Here is a 17,093-nt window from a genome sequence, read left to right as displayed (position 1 = left end):
TATTTCTATATTATGAACTTAAAAACAACGCACTTATCCCCCTTAATTTTATTTGTAACACTCGCGCTAACGTTTTCAGCTCACGCACAACAACGTAAAGCATCTGATAAATTCCTACTTACAGAAGCATTTGTTAATGAACAACTGCAGGATGCGGCTAAACAGATCAAATTTTTAGAATCGAATATTAAAGAATCGGATATCCCTACAACATACAAAGACGGTAAATACGTCAATTGGGGGTCCGGCTGGTGGTGTTCCGGATTCTACCCTGGCACAGCGCTCTATCTCTATGAAGGTACGCAGGACAAAGGCTTATTAGATATAGGTTTGTCCAAACTCAAGTATCTGGAGAAAGAAAAGAATAACAAAACGACACATGATCTTGGTTTTATGTTGTTCTGTAGCTTTGGTAATGCGCTGCGACTTACAGGCGATTCCACGAAATATAAAGAGATACTGTCCACCGGAGCAGAGTCTCTGGCAAGTCGTTTTAATCCCGTTACGAAGACAATCCGTTCCTGGGATGGTAAGCAGTGGTCGTATCCTGTCATAATTGATAATATGATGAATCTGGAATTTTTGTCTCAGGTTTCAAAAATAACAGGTAATCCTAAATATTTAACTATAGCAGAGACCCACGCAAATACCACATTGAAAAACCATTTCAGAAAGGATTACAGCTCATATCATGTCGTAGATTATAATAAGGAAAGCGGTGAGGTCATTGCCAGAAAAACAGCTCAGGGAGCTTTTGATGAATCCGCATGGGCAAGAGGACAGGCCTGGGCATTATACGGATATACCATGATGTATCGGGAGACAAAGAATAAGAGCTATTTAAATCAGGCACGTCATATTGCAAAATTTTATCTGAATCACCCCAACCTTCCGGCAGATCTGGTACCCTACTGGGATTTTGATCAGAATAAATTGCCTGCAGATAGTAAATATATCCCGTATAAAGATCTGAGGGACGTATCCACTGCTGCAATAGTTGCTTCAGCTCTGCTGGAACTGAGTACATATACCAAAGCAAAAGAAAGTCAGAATTATATTACACAATCTGAGAAAATGATTCAAAGCCTTTCAGGCGCACCATACAAAGCGGCTTATAAGGATAATGGCGGATATATTTTGAAGCACAGTGTAGGTTCAATTCCGCATAATACAGAGATTGATGTGCCTTTGACTTATGCAGATTATTATTACATAGAAGCATTGATCCGTTACGACAGGCTATTGAAAGGCATGCCGGTCATAAAAGAATAACAAGTGTAAGGTTAACAGGTATATATGAATTGTTAAATTATAATACGTATATTGTATACTCGATTACAAGGCTGATCTGACTATGTCAGCTTTGTAACTTAGTTATATAAATAAGCCTTCCAAATAAATAAGCCTTCCAAATAAACCATTTTATGAGAAATCTATATAGTTTACTATTCTTGATTGTTGGTTTGATTCATAATATTGAAGCGCAGCAAACTTCTGTATACCAGCCAAAGATTCAGCTTGCAAAACTGGGACAGACCATTTACGAAGGAGTTTTCACAGGAAACGGTCTGCTCGGAACGATGACATATCTTTTAAAGGATAGTGTCGTACGGATCGATCTGGGACGAACGGATGTATATGATCACCGCAGGGATAAAGAGAATATACTGGTCCACAAAGCCCGTCTACCAGTTGGTCATCTGGAATTGCTGCTGGAAAATGCCCGTATTACAGGGAGTCAGGGAGAGATGAATCTTACAGAAGCCAATGCAACAGCCGGAATAACTACCAGTATGGGAAATCTGCTCATTAAATCGATGACACTGTCTCAGCATAATATTATCCTGATTGAAGTGGATGATAAAGACTTTACAGGTCACTACAAGCTTTCATGGAAAGGAGAACCGGCCATCAGTCCGCGTACCTTTTTTGTAAAAGGTACAGCAGAAGAATACGATCCTAATCCCAAGGCAAAGGAAATGATACAGGGAGATTTAGTAATCTACAACCAACCGTTGAAAGCCGGGGGAGGTTATGCCGTTGTATATAAAACACATCAGGTAGGAAATGGTAAATATATTGTTGCAAGTATCGGGTATAGTCAATCTTCGGACACATATGTGAAAGAAGCAACACAACTTGTTGAAGGATGGGATCTTAAAAATCAAAAGGCGATACAAATCCATCAGCAATGGTGGAAAAACTATTTTGCTCAATCCCGCTTACAGATTCCAGATATAGAGATGCAGCAATTCTACCAGATGCAGTTGTATAAATTGGCTTGTGCTACACGTAGTGACAAACCTGCGATTGATCTGCAGGGGCCTTGGACAACTCTTACTCCTTGGCCGGCATATTGGCACAATCTAAATATTCAATTGACCTATTCGCCCGTCTATACCGCCAATCATCTGGATATTTCACAATCCTTGCTGGGTATGATCAATAAAAATGTCTCAAATCTGTCAAAGAATGTGCCTGCGCCATACAGAAGTGATGCAGCAGCGATCGGAAGATTGTCCTCACCCGATATGTTAAGTCCTGTTCCGTTAACATTAGATGACAAAACGGATATTTCAGCAATAGCACAGGCCGAGTTGGGTAACCTGACCTGGATGTTATATTATTATTATCAGCATTACAGGTACAGTATGGATCCCGAAACAGGAAATGCCTTGTTTCCGATTCTTAAGCGTTCCGTCAGTTATTATTTACACCTTCTAGAGAAAAATGAAGAAGGGAAATATCACATTGGAGTGAAAACATATTCTCCTGAATATCCCAACGGGTATGGGTATGATACCAATTATGATCTGGCTATTTTGCGTTGGGGGCTGAATGCGCTGATTTCTATGGATAATGATTTGCACAAACAGGATCCGCTTCTCACAAAATGGAAAGATGTGTATTCCAGTTTAATTGATTTTCAAAAAGATCAGCACGGATTTATGATTGCCAGAGATATATCTTATGCAACTTCACACAGACACTATTCGCATTTGATGATGATCTATCCGTTTTATGAGATCAATTGGGATCAACAGGAAAACAGAGCTCTGATCCAGAATTCCATTGATCACTGGCAAAGTATGAATACTGCATTGCAGGGATATTCCTATACCGGATTAGCTTCTATGAAAGCAATGATGGAAGATGGGGACGCAGCAAGAAAAGCGATAAAAACACTGTTGAAAAAATACGTCAAGCCCAATACATTGTATGCAGAATCAGGACCTGTTATCGAAACCCCTCTGTCAGCCATGACCAGCATACAGGAAATGTGCCTGCAATACTGGAACGGGCAGGTGAGAGTCTTTCCGGCAATACCAAATGACTGGCAAGATGTGTCATTCGAAAATTTCCGAACCGATGGCGCATTTCTCTTATCTGCAGTAAGGGAACATGGAGTAAATAAACAGATCACTATCCGTAGTGAAAAGGGAGGAAGAATAAAGGTCAGACCTAATCTGTCGGGCAAAATAAGCTGGAAGAAAAAAGGTAAGGTGAAACTGATTAAAGAATCTGATGCTGTTTATGAATTTGAAATGGACGCAAAGGCAGAAGTAAAATTGATTACAAATTAATAGTAAATCTGTGTCAGGACATTCTGCTCATCTCTTACTGCCGGCCATTATTTCACGATAACGATTTCGTAATAATCTATGGGCAGTTCATAAAATATCAGATATATTTATCGGGAAAAATCAAAATAAACCTGTTATCAACATATGTTTGTTAACACCGATACATAAATTTTAAACTGAATTTTTTAAACATGAATGTTAAGTCACAAGCCCTTGCTTTAGTTATTCTCTCCATCTCTGTAATATCGCCTTCTTTCGGTCAGAAGAAATCTGCTCTCCGTTTGAGCTCTTCCTTTATTGAAGAGAACCTTAAAGATGCAGCTAAGCAGATTAAAGTGCTGGCAAACCAGACCCCTGAAGGTAAATTTCCAAAGACCTTTGAAAACGGGAAAGAAGTATTTTCGGGATCAAGCTGGTGGTGTTCCGGTTTCTATCCGGGTACGTTGTTATATTTATATGAAGGAACCGGAGATAAGTCCTTGTTAAATTACGCAGAGGAGAAGCTGAAGTTTCTTGAAAAAGAGAAAAATAATAAGGGTACACACGATCTGGGATTTATGTTGTATTGCAGTTTTGGAAATGCATTACGCCTTACCGGTGACTCCAGCGATTATAAAGAGGTATTGGTCACCGGAGCGAATTCGCTGTCTTCACGTTATAGTTCCGTCACGAAAGCCATCCGATCCTGGGATCACGGATCATGGAAATATCCTGTGATCATTGATAATATGATGAATCTGGAATTCCTGACTCAGGTTTCCAGAATCACTGGGGATCCCCGATATTATAATATCGCCGTGACGCATGCCAATACTACGTTAAAAAATCACTTTAGAAAAGATTACAGTTCTTATCATGTGATTGATTATGATCAGGAAACCGGCAAGGTGATCGCCAAGAAAACACATCAGGGAGCCTTTGATGAATCGGCATGGTCAAGAGGGCAGGGCTGGGCACTCTACGGCTATACCATGATGTACCGTGAAACAAAAGATAAAAAGTACCTCAATCAGGCACGAAATATTGCAAAATATATATTGACAAATCCCAATCTTCCGGCGGACCTGATCCCTTACTGGGACTTTGATAAGGATAAGATCCCTGCAGACAGCAAGATGTATAAGAATAAAGATCTGCGCGATGTGTCCGCTGCGGCTCTGTATACTTCAGCACTGTTGGAGCTTGCGCAATACACAAAAGGCAAAGAGTCTGCGGGATACATAGAAAAAGCAGAGAAAATCCTGGAAAATCTCTCCTCAGCTCCTTACAAGTCAGCCTATGGCGAGACCGGAGGTTATATACTGCAGCACAGTGTAGGCGCTATCCCACTTAATTCAGAAGTGGATGTACCACTGACATATGCTGACTATTATTATGTAGAAGCATTAGTGAGATATCAGCGTCTGCTAAAAGGTGATCCCATTATTAAGGAATAACAGTTATTTCTCTTTGAATATTATAGCGGAAATTTTGGAGGCAAAGTTTCCGCTATTTTTTTTGCCGGGCGTATGGGAAAAAGGAAATGAAAAAAATAATTCACTAATTATTTGATAGTTAAAGAAATGTTTGTACTTTTGCAATCCCTTTAATGGGGATAGTATGTCTTGAGCGAAGCCCTACTGCTTCGAAGGACTTTAATTAATTAATTTATAACATGTCAGGAATTATTGGTAAAAAAGTAGGAATGACCAGCCTGTACAATGAAGAAGGAAAGAATATTCCTTGTACAGTAATTGAGGCTGGACCGTGCGTGGTTACGCAGATACGTACGGAAGACAAAGATGGCTATTCCGCTGTTCAATTAGGCTTCGGTGAAGCTAAAGAAAAGAACACGACAGCATCTTTAAAAGGGCATTTTGCAAAAGCAAACACAACGCCTAAGCGTAAGTTGGTAGAATTTAAAACTTTCCCAGACGAAAAACAACTTGGTGATGTAGTTGACGTTACTATTTTTGAAGAAGGCGAGTACGTAGATGTAGTCGGTACTTCAAAAGGTAAAGGTTTCCAAGGTGTTATGAAGCGTCACGGATTTGGTGGTGTAGGAGGTGCGACTCACGGTCAGCACAACAGACTACGTGCTCCAGGTTCATTAGGTGCTTCATCTTGGCCTTCACGCGTATTCAAAGGTATGCGCATGGCTGGTCGTACAGGTGGTGATCGTGTAAAAGTTCAAAACTTACAAGTGTTGAAAGTTTATGCTGAGCAAAACCTAATCGTTGTTAGTGGTTCCATTCCAGGAGCTAAAGGTTCTTATGTAATCGTAGACAAATAGGAAGATGGAAGTTAAAGTTTTAAATTTATCAGGTAAAGAAACAGGTGCCAAGGTGCAACTTCCTGAGTCGGTATTTGGGTTAGAGCCTAACGATCATGCGATTTATTTAGATGTTAAACAGTATTTGGCTAATCAACGTCAAGGTACCCACAAATCTAAACAACGTAACGAAATCGCGGGTTCTACTCGTAAATTACACAAACAAAAAGGTACAGGTGGTGCCCGTGCGGGTAGCATCAAATCTCCATTGTTTAATGGTGGTGGTCGTGTATTCGGTCCTCAACCTCGTGACTACAGTTTCAAATTGAACAAAAAATTGAAACAATTAGCACGTAAATCTGCATTAAGCTACAAAGCACAAGAGAACAATATCGTTGTTTTGGACGCAGTTAGTTTTGACACGATCAAAACAAAAAACTACGTTAGTTTGGTAGCTGCATTAAATGTTGCAGACGAAAAAACTTTGTTGGTATTGCCAGCATATGACAATAATGTTTATTTATCAAGCAGAAACTTGAAAAAAGCAAAAGTAGTATCAGCTGATCAGTTGAATACATATGATGTATTGAACGCTACTAAATTGTTATTGACAACAGATTCTGTTAAAACTTTGGAGGAGGCATTCGCTAAGTAATATGGAAATTATCAAAAAACCTATCTTAACTGAGAAAGCTTCAACCCTAACGGAAAAATTTAACCGTTACGCTTTCAAAGTGGATCACAGAGCAAACAAAATCCAAATCAAAACGGCTGTAGAAGCTATGTTCGGCGTAACAGTAGTTGCGGTTAACACTGCAGTAGTTGCTGGAAAAGCAAAAAGCCGTTACACAAAAGCAGGTTTTGTTTCAGGCAGAAGCCCTAAGTATAAAAAGGCCATCATTACAGTTAAAGATGGTGAAACTATTGACTTTTACAGTACTATATAATTAGAAATGGCAGTTAAAAGATTCAAACCGGTTACCCCAGGTACGCGCTTCAGAGTAGGCGCAGATTATTCTGATGTAACTACAAACGTTCCTGAAAAATCGTTAGTAGTAAAAATCAAGAAATCAGGCGGTCGTAATAACTCCGGTAAAATGACTATGCGTTATCTCGGTGGGGGACACAAAAAAGCATACCGATTAATAGATTTCAAACGCGATAAAAAAGATATCCCTGCAACAGTAGCTACAATCGAGTACGATCCAAATCGTACTGCACGTATTGCATTATTACATTATGCAGACGGTGAAAAACGTTACATCATTGCTCCAGCTGGATTAACAGTTGGTCAGACAGTGGTTGCAGGTGAATCAGTAGCCCCAGAAATTGGTAACACTTTACCATTAGCAAAGATTCCTTTGGGTTCTATCATCCACAACATCGAATTGAACCCTGGTCAAGGTGGTTCTATCGCTCGTAGTGCTGGTACATACGCTCAGTTGTCAGCTCGTGATGGTAAATATGCTATCATCAAATTACCTTCGGGTGAGACACGTATGATCTTATTGACATGTGTTGCTACCATTGGTTCAGTATCGAACCAGGAGAAATTTAACCAGGTATTGGGTAAAGCAGGTAGAAAACGTTGGTTAGGTCGTCGTCCTCGCGTTCGTGGTGTGGCTATGAACCCGGTAGATCACCCTATGGGTGGTGGTGAGGGCCGTACTTCAGGAGGTCACCCTCGTTCACGTAATGGCGTATTAGCTAAAGGCTTCAAAACACGCTACAAGAAGAAAACATCGAATCGTTACATCATTGAGAGAAGGAAAAAATAATGGCTCGTTCAATTAAAAAAGGTCCTTATATCGATCACAACTTAGAAAGAAAAGTTCTTTCTATGAATGAAACTAACAAAAAGTCAGTTATCAAAACATGGTCTCGTAGATCAATGATTTCACCTGATTTTGTTGGCCATACCTTCGCAGTGCACAACGGGAATAAATTTATCCCTGTTTATGTAACAGAGAATATGGTTGGTCACAAACTTGGTGAATTCGCGCCTACGCGTACATTCAGAGGTCACGCAGAAAAGAAAAAATAATAGGTAATGGAAGCAACAAGAAAACTTAAAAAGTCTGTTTTAATTAAGCAGCGCAAAGAGCAGGAAAAAGCTCAAATAGGAGGAGCTTCTACTGCCAAATTATTAAACTGCCCTACTTCTCCGCGCAAAATGCGTTTAGTAGTGGACTTAATCCGTGGCGAAAAAGTAGAAAACGCTTTATATATTCTTAAGCACTCTAGCAAAGAAGCTGCAAGCCGTGTAGAAAAATTATTACTATCGGCAATCAAAAACTGGGAGGCTCACAATGAAGGCCAGTCAGTAGAAGATAGCGCTCTATTTGTAAAAGAAGTGTCTGTAGGCGGAGGTCGCCAATTGAAAAGATTGAGACCTGCACCTCAAGGCCGTGGTTACAGAATTCGTAAACGCTCTAACCATGTAACTTTGGTAGTAGATAGTTTAAATAACGTAAACAACTAATATTTAGAAGAATGGGACAAAAAGCAAATCCAATAGGTAGCAGATTAGGAATCATCAAAGGATGGGATTCTAATTGGTTCGGAGGCAACAACTATTCCGATAAATTGGTTGAGGACGAAAAAATCAGAAAATATCTTTCTGTTCGTATCGCAAAAGGTGGAGTAGCAAAAGTTGTTATTGAAAGAACTTTAAAACGCATCACTGTAACTGTACATACAGCACGCCCGGGTATCGTTATCGGTAAAGGCGGTCAGGAAGTTGACAAGATCAAAGAAGAGTTGAAGAAACTGACTAAAAAGGATGTTCAAATCAACATTTTCGAGATCAAACGTCCTGAGTTAGATGCTAAATTAGTAGCTGAAGGTGTAGCTAAGCAATTAGAAGCACGTATTTCATTCCGTCGTGCAATGAAAACAGCTATCGCATCTACAATGCGTATGGGTGCTGAAGGTATCAAAGTAATGTGTTCTGGTCGTCTTGGTGGTGCTGAAATGGCACGTACTGAGCAGTACAAAGAAGGAAGAACTCCTCTTCACACATTGCGTGCAGATATCGATTATGCATTAGCAGAAGCATTGACTACTTACGGTAAAATCGGTGTTAAGGTGTGGATCTGTAAAGGTGAAGTATACGGTAAACGTGACTTGTCTCCTAACATCGGTCAGACATCTAACGTAAAAACACGTGGTGGAAACGAAGGTGGTGAACGTCGCGACCGTGATAACAACAACCGTAAAGGTGGTCGTGGTGGAAACAACCGTGGTGGAAACAACAACCGTGGTGGCGGAAACAACAACCGTGGTGGTGCAAATAGAGGTTAATTAAGTTTAATAGATTACAACAAATGTCCGCCAGCTGGCGGATTAAATAAAATACGAACATGTTACAGCCAAAAAGAACGAAGTTCAGAAAGATGCAGAAAGGCCGTATGAAAGGTAACGCTTCACGTGGAGCAGAGTTAGCTTTCGGGTCATTCGGTATCAAATCACTGGAGCCAGCATGGATCACCAGCCGCCAGATTGAGGCAGCGCGTATTGCCGTAACACGTTACATGAAACGTGAAGGTCAAGTTTGGATCCGCATTTTTCCTGACAAACCTGTTACCAAAAAACCTGCAGAAGTGCGTATGGGTAAAGGTAAAGGTGCTCCAGAATACTGGGTAGCAGTAGTACGCCCAGGCCGTATGTTATTTGAAGCAGAAGGTGTGCCTTTGGAAGTTGCCAAAGAAGCTTTACGCCTTGCAGCTCAAAAACTTCCGGTTCAAACTAAGTTTGTGATACGTAGAGATTACGTTGAAGCATAAAAATAGTTGGTAATGTCAATAGTTTAGCCTTACGGCCGTTACCCGTAAGGCATCATATAAACAGAATTGATAACCCAGCATAACAACTGAAACAAAATGAAAAATTCAGAAATTTTAGAATTATCAACAGAGGAATTATCAGCTCGTCTTTCAGAAGAAAAAGCTGCCCTTAGCAAATTGAAATTTGCACATGCTGTTTCTGCAATTGAGAACCCTAACGTAATCAAAGCAGCTCGCAGAACAATCGCTCGTCTTAATACAGAGTTGAGTGCTCGTAAAGCTGCCGCTAAAAAAGAAACAGCCTCTGAGGCATAAAATTTAAGTCGAAATGGAAAGAAAATTAAGAAAAACAAGAATCGGCTTAGTAGTTAGCAATAAGATGGACAAGTCTATCGTAGTGACTGTAGAACGTAAAGTGAAACACCCTATCTACGGTAAGTTCGTTAAAAAAACTACTAAATTTAAGGCTCATGACGAAGAGAATACCTGCGGTATCGGCGATACGGTATTAATCATGGAAACACGTCCATTGAGCAAAACTAAGAATTGGAGATTAGTAGAAATTTTAGAAAGAGCTAAATAATGGTACAACAGGAATCAAGACTAAATGTAGCGGACAATAGCGGTGCTAAAGAAGTTTTAGTAATTCGTGTATTGGGCGGTACGCGTAAGCGTTATGCATCGATCGGTGATAAAATTGTTGTTACCGTGAAAAGCGCTTTACCTTCAGGAAACGTGAAAAAAGGTTCCGTTTCTAAAGCAGTAGTAGTTAGAACGAAAAAAGAAATTCGTCGTAAAGATGGTTCTTACATCCGTTTTGATGACAACGCTGCAGTATTGTTAAATAATAATGATGAGCCACGTGGAACACGTATCTTTGGCCCGGTTGCCAGAGAATTACGTGAGAAGCAGTTCATGAAAATTGTATCACTAGCACCGGAGGTTTTATAATTATGGCACAGAAAACAAAAACAACTCACAAAATCAAGATTAAAAAAGGTGATTTAGTGAAAGTTATCGCTGGTAACTCTAAAGGTGTTCAAGGAAAAGTATTACAAATTTTGGTGGATGCTAACAGAGCTGTAGTAGAAGGCGCTAACATCGTTAAAAAACACACTAAACCAAGTGCGGCTAACCCTAATGGTGGTATCATCGAGAAAGAAGCAGGTATTCATATCTCTAACTTAGCGTTGATCGATCCTAAAACCGGAGCACCTACACGTGTAGGCCGTAAGGTTAATGAAGATGGAAAAATTGTTCGTGTAGCAAAAAAATCAGGGGAGGAAATTAAATAATGACTTACGTACCAAGATTAAAAGTGAAATATGCGGATGAGATCCGTACTGCACTTAAAGAAAAATTTCAGTATAAAAGCGTTATGCAAGTTCCTAAACTTGAAAAAATCGTTATCTCACAAGGTATCGGTGGCGCTACTGCTGACAAAAAGTTAATTGATAATGCTATCGCTGAGTTAACCCTTATTTCAGGTCAACAGGCAGTTGCAACTAAATCGAAGAAAGATATCTCAAACTTCAAATTACGTAAAGGTATGCCTATCGGCGCACGTGTTACTTTACGTGACAACAACATGTTTGAGTTCTTAGATCGTTTGATCGCGGTATCTCTTCCTCGTATCCGTGACTTCCGTGGTATCAATGATAAAGGTTTCGACGGTAGAGGTAACTACAACTTAGGTATCACTGAACAAATCATCTTCCCTGAGATCAATATTGATAGAATCAATAAAATCCAAGGTATGGATATCACATTTGTGACTAGTGCAAATACTGATGTTGAAGCTCTTGAATTGCTTAAACAATTCGGTTTACCATTCAAAAATCAAAATACGAACAACAATGGCTAAAGAAGGATTAAAAGCACGCGAAGTAAAACGTGCAAAATTGGTAGCAAAATATGCTGATAAACGTGCTGCCCTTAAAGCAGCCGGAGATTACGAAGCATTAGATAAATTGCCAAAGAATGCTTCTCCGGTACGTTTACACAACCGTTGTAAACTAACTGGACGTCCTAAAGGATATATGCGTCAATTCGGTATCTCTCGTGTAACTTTCCGTGAGATGGCTTTAGACGGAAAAATCCCGGGAGTAAAAAAAGCTTCTTGGTAATCAAAAAAAATATTTACTTTTGCCCCGGTAAACCGTAAACTGGTTTACCAGGGTTTTTTGTTTTGCATTTTTTAACCGACAAAAGGTCTTGGACTTAGGAAAGTCCGTGGAAACCATTGTCAAAATTTTATTATATAATGAATACAGATCCAATAGCGGATTACCTTACACGAGTAAGGAATGCCATCAAGGCCAACCACAGGGTTGTTGAAATTCCTGCATCGAACCTTAAGAAAGAAATTACAAAAGTTCTTTTCGACAAAGGTTACATTGCTAACTACAAATTCGAAGACAGTGCAGTTCAGGGAACAATCAAAATTGCATTGAAGTACAATCCAATTAGCAAAATTCCGGCTATTCGCACATTGACTCGTGTGAGTAAACCTGGTTTAAGAAAGTATGCAAGTGTTGACAACTTACCTCGTGTTTTGAACGGACTGGGTATCGCGATCTTATCTACTTCTAAAGGAGTAATGACAGATAAAGAAGCCCGTGTTCAGAATGTTGGCGGAGAAGTTTTATGTTACGTTTATTAATCTAGGAAAAACACACAGAGATGTCAAGAATTGGAAAAGCGCCAGTCGCTATACCTGCTGGAGTAACTGTTGCGGTGTCTGACAAAAACTTAGTTACCGTAAAAGGCCCAAAAGGTGAATTAACACAACAAATTGATCGTGACATTAAAGTTGCTCAGGAAGATGGTAACATCGTAGTAACTCGTCCAACAGATCAGAAAAAACACAAAGCATTACACGGATTGTACCGTTCTTTATTGAACAACATGGTAATCGGTGTTACAGAAGGTTACAAAACTACACAAGAGTTAGTCGGTGTGGGTTACCGTGCTTCAAGTAATGGTAATACATTAGAGTTAACATTAGGTTTCTCTCACCAGATCGTTTTTGTATTGCCACAGGAAATTAAAGTATCAACTACTGCTGAGAAAGGTAAAAACCCTACTATCACATTAGAATCTATCGACAAACAACTGATCGGTCAAGTTGCAGCGAAAATCCGTAGCTTCCGTGCACCAGAGCCATACAAAGGTAAAGGTATCAAGTTTGAAGGTGAAGTTTTAAGAAGAAAAGCAGGTAAATCAGCTAAAAAATAATAACCATGGCAGGACATAAATCAAGTCGCAGAGAGCGAATCAAAAAAGGAATCAGAAAACACCTTGCTGGATCAGCTGAGCGTCCACGCTTATCAGTTTTTAGAAGTAACAAAGGTATCTATGCTCAAATCATCGATGACGTAGCAGGCGTAACACTAGTTTCAGCTTCAAGCGTATCTAAAGATTTCGCAGCATCAGGTAACAAAGTAGATCAATCTAAAGCTGTTGGTAAATTGGTGGCTGAAAAAGCAGTCGCAGCAGGTATTAATAAAGTAGTTTTTGACCGTAATGGGTACTTATACCATGGCCGTATCAAATCTTTGGCTGAAGGTGCTCGCGAAGGCGGTTTAGACTTTTAATCAAAAGAAGAAATGGCATTAAGCAATATAAAAAGAGTAAAATCAAGCGAGATTGAACTAAAAGATCGCTTAGTAAGTATCCAACGTGTAGCAAAAGTTACTAAAGGTGGTCGTACTTTTAGTTTCTCAGCTATCGTAGTAGTTGGTGATGAAAATGGTATCGTAGGATACGGACTTGGTAAAGCTAAAGAGGTAACTGAAGCAATTACTAAAGGTATCGACGACGCTAAAAAGAACTTGGTAAAAGTTCCAATCATCAAAGGTACTGTACCTCACCCTCAGTATGGTAAATACTCAGGTGGTTCAGTATTGATCAAACCAGCAGTTCACGGTACAGGAGTACTAGCCGGTGGTGCAATGCGTGCAGTATTGGAGAGTGCGGGTATCACAGACGTATTGGCAAAATCATTAGGTTCTTCTAACCCGCATAACGTGGTAAAAGCAACTGTTGACGCTTTGGCTAATATGCGTGACGCTTATACAGTGGCACAGCACCGCGGTGTCGATTTAAACAAAGTATTTAACGGTTAATTATCATGGCAAAAATCAAAATCACCCAGATAAAGAGCGTTATCGACAGAAGCGAGCGCCAAAAGAAAACTATTGAGGCATTAGGTTTGAAACGTATCAACCACTCAGTAGAAGTAGAAGCTACACCATCCATCATCGGAATGGTAAGAAAAGTGAATCACTTAGTAGCTATCGAAGCAATTTAATTTTGACTTTGGAAAGAGCATCACACTCTTTCCATTGCATTTTTATTTATTATCTCATCGTTAGGACCTGTTTAGTGAGAGCGAAGGCCTGACACAATTTAGTTTTAAAATGAACTTAAGTAATTTAAGACCAGCAAAGGGTTCAGTAAAGAGTAGCAAACGTATCGGTCGTGGTACAGGATCAGGCCGTGGTGGTACATCTACACGTGGTCACAAAGGAGCGGGTTCCCGTTCTGGTCACAGTACTAAAATCGGTTTCGAAGGTGGTCAAATGCCTTTGCAACGTCGTGTTCCTAAATTTGGTTTCAAAAACATCAACCGCGTAGAGTACAATGGTGTAAACCTTGACGCTGTACAGGCTCTGATTGAGAAATTCAATTTGACAACTGTAGACTTTGAAGCATTAGTAGCTCACGGTTTAGCATCTAAAAATGATAAAGTAAAAATTTTAGGTCGTGGTGAGTTAACAGCTAAAGTTGAAGTTAAAGCACACGCTTTCTCCGCTACTGCTCAAAAAGCTATTGAAGCAGCTGGTGGTTCTATCGTTAAACTTTAATACATGAAGAAACTAATCACAACCTTAACCAATATTTGGAAAATTGAAGATCTGCGCAATCGTATTCTTAATACATTGCTTTTTCTTCTGATTTACCGTGTTGGATGTCATATAGTATTACCAGGAGTTAACCCTGCTGCTTTAGCTTCAGGCCACAAAGAAGGCCTTTTAGGGTTGTTGGATATGTTTGCGGGAGGATCATTCTCCCGTTCAGCTATTTTTGCTCTCGGAGTAATGCCTTATATCTCGGCATCCATCGTTGTCCAGTTACTGGGCATTGCGGTACCTTATTTCCAGAAAATGCAAAAGGAAGGAGAGTCTGGTCGTAAAAAAATGAACCAGATTACTCGTTATCTGACATTGGCAATCACACTTGTTCAGGCTGTCGCTTACGTGAAAACGCAAATCGAACCAGGTGCAAGAATAATTGCTGATCCGATGTTTACGATCCTTTCTACTTTTGTTTTGACTGCAGGTACTTTATTCGTGATGTGGCTCGGGGAGAAAATTACGGATAAGGGTATCGGTAATGGTATCTCATTGATTATCATGGCAGGTATTATTGCACAATTACCAAGTGGTATTACAGCAGAATGGGTAACGCGTATGAGCCCTAACGGTGGTGGACCTATTCCATTGTTGTTGGAGTTCCTTGCTTTATTCTTTGTTGTTATATTTACCATTTTGATTGTTCAGGGTGTTCGTAAGATACCTGTACAGTATGCTAAGAAAATCGTAGGTAACAAGCAAGTAGGTGGTGTAAGACAGTACATTCCTTTGAAAGTGAATGCTGCTGGTGTAATGCCAATCATTTTCGCTCAGGCGATCATGTTTGTGCCTATGTCATTAAGCCAGTTTTTCCCTGGTATGCAATCTGACTTTTTAACTTCATTAAGTAACTATACTTCTGTAGCGTACAATGTGACCTTTGCAGTGTTGATCATTGCATTTACATTCTTCTATACAGCTATCATGGTTAACCCTCAGCAAATGTCTGAGGATATGAAGAAAAACGGAGGTTTCATTCCCGGAATCAAACCTGGATATGATACGAACCTGTATATCGACAGAGTGATCTCTAATATCACTTTCCCGGGGGCAGTGTTTCTTGCTATCATTGCAATATTGCCGGCAATTGCGAGTTTATTTGGAATCAATAATCAATTTGCCCACTTCTATGGAGGTACGTCATTGTTGATTTTGGTTGGTGTGGTATTGGATACTTTGCAACAGATCGAAAGCCATTTATTGATGCGTCATTATGACGGATTGATGAAAACAGGCCGTATCAAAGGACGTTCTACGTCTGCGACGGTTGAAGGTATTGATCAGTCAGCAATATAATTTTCTTTAGCATGTCTAAAGTATATTACAAATCAGAGGATGAAATAGAGCAGGTGCGAAAATCAGCAGATGTGCTGTCGCAGTTGCTTGGTGAAGTGGCCAAGGTTATCAAACCTGGTATCACCACCCTGTCTCTTGATAAATTAGCTTATGATTTTATCCATGATAATGGCGGAACGCCAGCGTTTCTCAATTATCATGGATTCCCATACTCACTTTGTATTTCTGTTAACGATCAGATAGTTCATGGGTTCCCGAGTGAGTATGTCATAAAAGACGGTGATTTGGTTTCTGTGGACGGAGGTGTTAACCTTAATGGTTTTATCAGTGACTCCGCTTATACTTTCGGAGTAGGTGAGATCAGTGCAGAAGCACAACAGCTGTTGGATGTGACAAAAGAATCATTGAATCGCGGAGTTGCACAGGCAGTGGCGGGAAAACGAGTAGGAGATATCTCTTCAGCAATTCAGGAATATGTCGCTCCTTATAACTATGGTATTGTCAAAGAACTGGTAGGTCATGGTGTGGGTTTCCACTTACATGAAAAACCTGAAGTGCCAAACTATGGTAAAAGAGGATCCGGACCTAAATTGGAACAAGGATTGGTCATTTGTATCGAGCCGATGATCAATGCAGGAAAAGCCGGAGTGAAATTCTGGGATGATGGCTGGACAGTGAGTACTGTCGACGGAAAGTTATCCGCACACTTTGAACAGATGGTCGCAATTCGTAAGGGAGAACCTGATGTATTGTTAACATTTGAACACGTAGAGAAAGTTTTGAACAAAAAGTAATTGATTTACAATTATTTTTATTTATCTTTGCACTCCTGTTTGTGCAGGCTATTTAACAGTTAATAATCAAGAATATATGGCTAAACAAGCCTCAATAGAACAAGATGGAATAATTAGAGAGGCACTTTCTAATGCAATGTTCAGGGTAGAGTTGGAAAATGGGCATGAGATTATTGCTCACATTTCTGGTAAAATGCGTATGCATTATATCAAAATTCTTCCTGGAGATAAAGTAAAATTAGAAATGTCTCCTTACGATTTAACTAAAGGACGTATTACTTACCGTTACAAATAGGTAATACAGGCTTGGTTTACAGCTTTTAAAAATATAGATCATGAAAGTAAGAGCATCAATAAAAAAACGCAGCGCGGATTGCAAAATCATCCGTCGTAAAGGAAAAGTTTTTGTAATTAACAAAAAGAACCCTAAGTACAAGCAACGTCAAGGGTAATTATTAAAAATAATC

27 protein-coding genes are annotated in these 17,093 nt (G+C 39.7%); all 27 read left to right on the top strand.

Annotation, left to right across the window (positions count from 1 at the left end):
- The first annotated feature begins 12 nt into the window (after window positions 1–12).
- The 27 genes from I6J03_RS06530 to rpmJ all read left to right on the top strand — a co-directional run bounded on the left by I6J03_RS06530 (window position 13) and on the right by rpmJ (window position 17,078).
- Complete coding sequence (locus tag I6J03_RS06530; protein ID WP_003008544.1) at window positions 13–1,272, top strand: glycoside hydrolase family 88 protein; 1,260 nt, start codon at window positions 13–15, stop codon at window positions 1,270–1,272.
- A gap of 152 nt (window positions 1,273–1,424) precedes the next feature.
- Complete coding sequence (locus I6J03_RS06525; RefSeq protein ID WP_003008540.1) at window positions 1,425–3,584, top strand: glycosyl hydrolase family 95 catalytic domain-containing protein; 2,160 nt, start codon at window positions 1,425–1,427, stop codon at window positions 3,582–3,584.
- A 191-nt stretch (window positions 3,585–3,775) separates the two neighbouring features.
- Window positions 3,776–5,020, top strand: a complete 1,245-nt coding sequence (locus I6J03_RS06520; RefSeq protein WP_003008538.1) for a glycoside hydrolase family 88 protein — start codon at window positions 3,776–3,778, stop codon at window positions 5,018–5,020.
- Between the two features lie 218 nt (window positions 5,021–5,238).
- The gene (gene rplC, locus I6J03_RS06515) at window positions 5,239–5,856 is read left to right on the top strand and encodes a 50S ribosomal protein L3 (protein ID WP_002997500.1); all 618 of its coding nucleotides are present in this window, start codon (window positions 5,239–5,241) and stop codon (window positions 5,854–5,856) included.
- 4 nt (window positions 5,857–5,860) lie between these two features.
- Window positions 5,861–6,490 (top strand): 50S ribosomal protein L4, encoded by a 630-nt coding sequence (gene rplD, locus I6J03_RS06510; protein WP_002997499.1) that lies wholly within the window; start codon window positions 5,861–5,863, stop codon window positions 6,488–6,490.
- A 1-nt stretch (window position 6,491) separates the two neighbouring features.
- Window positions 6,492–6,782, top strand: coding sequence for a 50S ribosomal protein L23 (rplW, locus tag I6J03_RS06505; protein ID WP_003008535.1), 291 nt, complete (start codon window positions 6,492–6,494; stop codon window positions 6,780–6,782).
- A 6-nt stretch (window positions 6,783–6,788) separates the two neighbouring features.
- On the top strand, window positions 6,789–7,613 hold the full coding sequence (gene rplB / locus I6J03_RS06500) for a 50S ribosomal protein L2 (RefSeq protein ID WP_002997497.1): 825 nt from the start codon (window positions 6,789–6,791) through the stop codon (window positions 7,611–7,613).
- Window positions 7,613–7,879 carry a 30S ribosomal protein S19 gene (rpsS, locus tag I6J03_RS06495; protein WP_002997495.1) on the top strand — a complete coding sequence of 89 codons (267 nt, stop codon included), beginning with the start codon at window positions 7,613–7,615 and terminating at the stop codon, window positions 7,877–7,879. The genes rplB and rpsS overlap by 1 nt, the downstream gene beginning before the upstream one ends.
- Window positions 7,880–7,885: 6 nt before the next feature.
- A complete protein-coding gene (gene rplV, locus I6J03_RS06490; protein ID WP_002997494.1) occupies window positions 7,886–8,317 on the top strand; it encodes a 50S ribosomal protein L22 in 432 nt (143 codons plus the stop codon).
- A gap of 11 nt (window positions 8,318–8,328) precedes the next feature.
- Entirely contained in the window at window positions 8,329–9,138 is an 810-nt protein-coding gene (rpsC, locus tag I6J03_RS06485; protein ID WP_003008531.1) for a 30S ribosomal protein S3, read from the top strand.
- A 59-nt stretch (window positions 9,139–9,197) separates the two neighbouring features.
- Window positions 9,198–9,620, top strand: a complete 423-nt coding sequence (rplP, locus tag I6J03_RS06480; RefSeq protein ID WP_002997490.1) for a 50S ribosomal protein L16 — start codon at window positions 9,198–9,200, stop codon at window positions 9,618–9,620.
- 96 nt (window positions 9,621–9,716) lie between these two features.
- A complete protein-coding gene (rpmC, locus tag I6J03_RS06475) occupies window positions 9,717–9,935 on the top strand; it encodes a 50S ribosomal protein L29 (RefSeq protein ID WP_003008526.1) in 219 nt (72 codons plus the stop codon).
- A 13-nt stretch (window positions 9,936–9,948) separates the two neighbouring features.
- Window positions 9,949–10,203 carry a 30S ribosomal protein S17 gene (rpsQ, locus tag I6J03_RS06470; RefSeq protein ID WP_003008522.1) on the top strand — a complete coding sequence of 85 codons (255 nt, stop codon included), beginning with the start codon at window positions 9,949–9,951 and terminating at the stop codon, window positions 10,201–10,203.
- Window positions 10,203–10,571 carry a 50S ribosomal protein L14 gene (gene rplN, locus I6J03_RS06465; protein ID WP_002997484.1) on the top strand — a complete coding sequence of 123 codons (369 nt, stop codon included), beginning with the start codon at window positions 10,203–10,205 and terminating at the stop codon, window positions 10,569–10,571. The genes rpsQ and rplN overlap by 1 nt, the downstream gene beginning before the upstream one ends.
- A 2-nt stretch (window positions 10,572–10,573) precedes the next feature.
- Entirely contained in the window at window positions 10,574–10,915 is a 342-nt protein-coding gene (rplX, locus tag I6J03_RS06460; RefSeq protein ID WP_002997482.1) for a 50S ribosomal protein L24, read from the top strand.
- Window positions 10,915–11,484: a 50S ribosomal protein L5 gene (rplE, locus tag I6J03_RS06455; protein ID WP_003008519.1), complete on the top strand. Its 570-nt coding sequence runs from the start codon at window positions 10,915–10,917 to the stop codon at window positions 11,482–11,484. Before rplX ends, rplE begins: the two co-directional genes overlap by 1 nt.
- Window positions 11,477–11,746, top strand: a complete 270-nt coding sequence (gene rpsN, locus I6J03_RS06450) for a 30S ribosomal protein S14 (RefSeq protein ID WP_002997479.1) — start codon at window positions 11,477–11,479, stop codon at window positions 11,744–11,746. The genes rplE and rpsN overlap by 8 nt, the downstream gene beginning before the upstream one ends.
- Before the next feature lie 137 nt (window positions 11,747–11,883).
- Window positions 11,884–12,282, top strand: coding sequence for a 30S ribosomal protein S8 (gene rpsH / locus I6J03_RS06445; protein WP_002997477.1), 399 nt, complete (start codon window positions 11,884–11,886; stop codon window positions 12,280–12,282).
- A gap of 20 nt (window positions 12,283–12,302) precedes the next feature.
- Entirely contained in the window at window positions 12,303–12,857 is a 555-nt protein-coding gene (gene rplF / locus I6J03_RS06440) for a 50S ribosomal protein L6 (protein ID WP_003008516.1), read from the top strand.
- A 5-nt stretch (window positions 12,858–12,862) separates the two neighbouring features.
- Window positions 12,863–13,216 (top strand): 50S ribosomal protein L18, encoded by a 354-nt coding sequence (rplR, locus tag I6J03_RS06435; protein ID WP_003008514.1) that lies wholly within the window; start codon window positions 12,863–12,865, stop codon window positions 13,214–13,216.
- A gap of 12 nt (window positions 13,217–13,228) precedes the next feature.
- Complete coding sequence (gene rpsE / locus I6J03_RS06430) at window positions 13,229–13,747, top strand: 30S ribosomal protein S5 (RefSeq protein WP_002997471.1); 519 nt, start codon at window positions 13,229–13,231, stop codon at window positions 13,745–13,747.
- Between the two features lie 5 nt (window positions 13,748–13,752).
- A complete protein-coding gene (gene rpmD / locus I6J03_RS06425; protein ID WP_002997468.1) occupies window positions 13,753–13,932 on the top strand; it encodes a 50S ribosomal protein L30 in 180 nt (59 codons plus the stop codon).
- 109 nt (window positions 13,933–14,041) lie between these two features.
- Complete coding sequence (gene rplO / locus I6J03_RS06420) at window positions 14,042–14,488, top strand: 50S ribosomal protein L15 (RefSeq protein WP_002997464.1); 447 nt, start codon at window positions 14,042–14,044, stop codon at window positions 14,486–14,488.
- 3 nt (window positions 14,489–14,491) lie between these two features.
- On the top strand, window positions 14,492–15,832 hold the full coding sequence (gene secY / locus I6J03_RS06415; RefSeq protein ID WP_002997460.1) for a preprotein translocase subunit SecY: 1,341 nt from the start codon (window positions 14,492–14,494) through the stop codon (window positions 15,830–15,832).
- Window positions 15,833–15,843: 11 nt separating this feature from the next.
- Window positions 15,844–16,626 carry a type I methionyl aminopeptidase gene (gene map, locus I6J03_RS06410; RefSeq protein ID WP_003008509.1) on the top strand — a complete coding sequence of 261 codons (783 nt, stop codon included), beginning with the start codon at window positions 15,844–15,846 and terminating at the stop codon, window positions 16,624–16,626.
- A gap of 76 nt (window positions 16,627–16,702) precedes the next feature.
- Window positions 16,703–16,921, top strand: coding sequence for a translation initiation factor IF-1 (gene infA / locus I6J03_RS06405; RefSeq protein ID WP_002997456.1), 219 nt, complete (start codon window positions 16,703–16,705; stop codon window positions 16,919–16,921).
- Window positions 16,922–16,961: 40 nt separating this feature from the next.
- The gene (gene rpmJ, locus I6J03_RS06400) at window positions 16,962–17,078 is read left to right on the top strand and encodes a 50S ribosomal protein L36 (protein WP_038702005.1); all 117 of its coding nucleotides are present in this window, start codon (window positions 16,962–16,964) and stop codon (window positions 17,076–17,078) included.
- Window positions 17,079–17,093: the final 15 nt, after the last annotated feature.

The organism is Sphingobacterium spiritivorum, assembly GCF_016724845.1.
Classification (GTDB): Bacteria; Bacteroidota; Bacteroidia; order Sphingobacteriales; family Sphingobacteriaceae; genus Sphingobacterium; species Sphingobacterium spiritivorum_A.
This window is presented reverse-complemented; position numbering and strand designations above follow the sequence as displayed.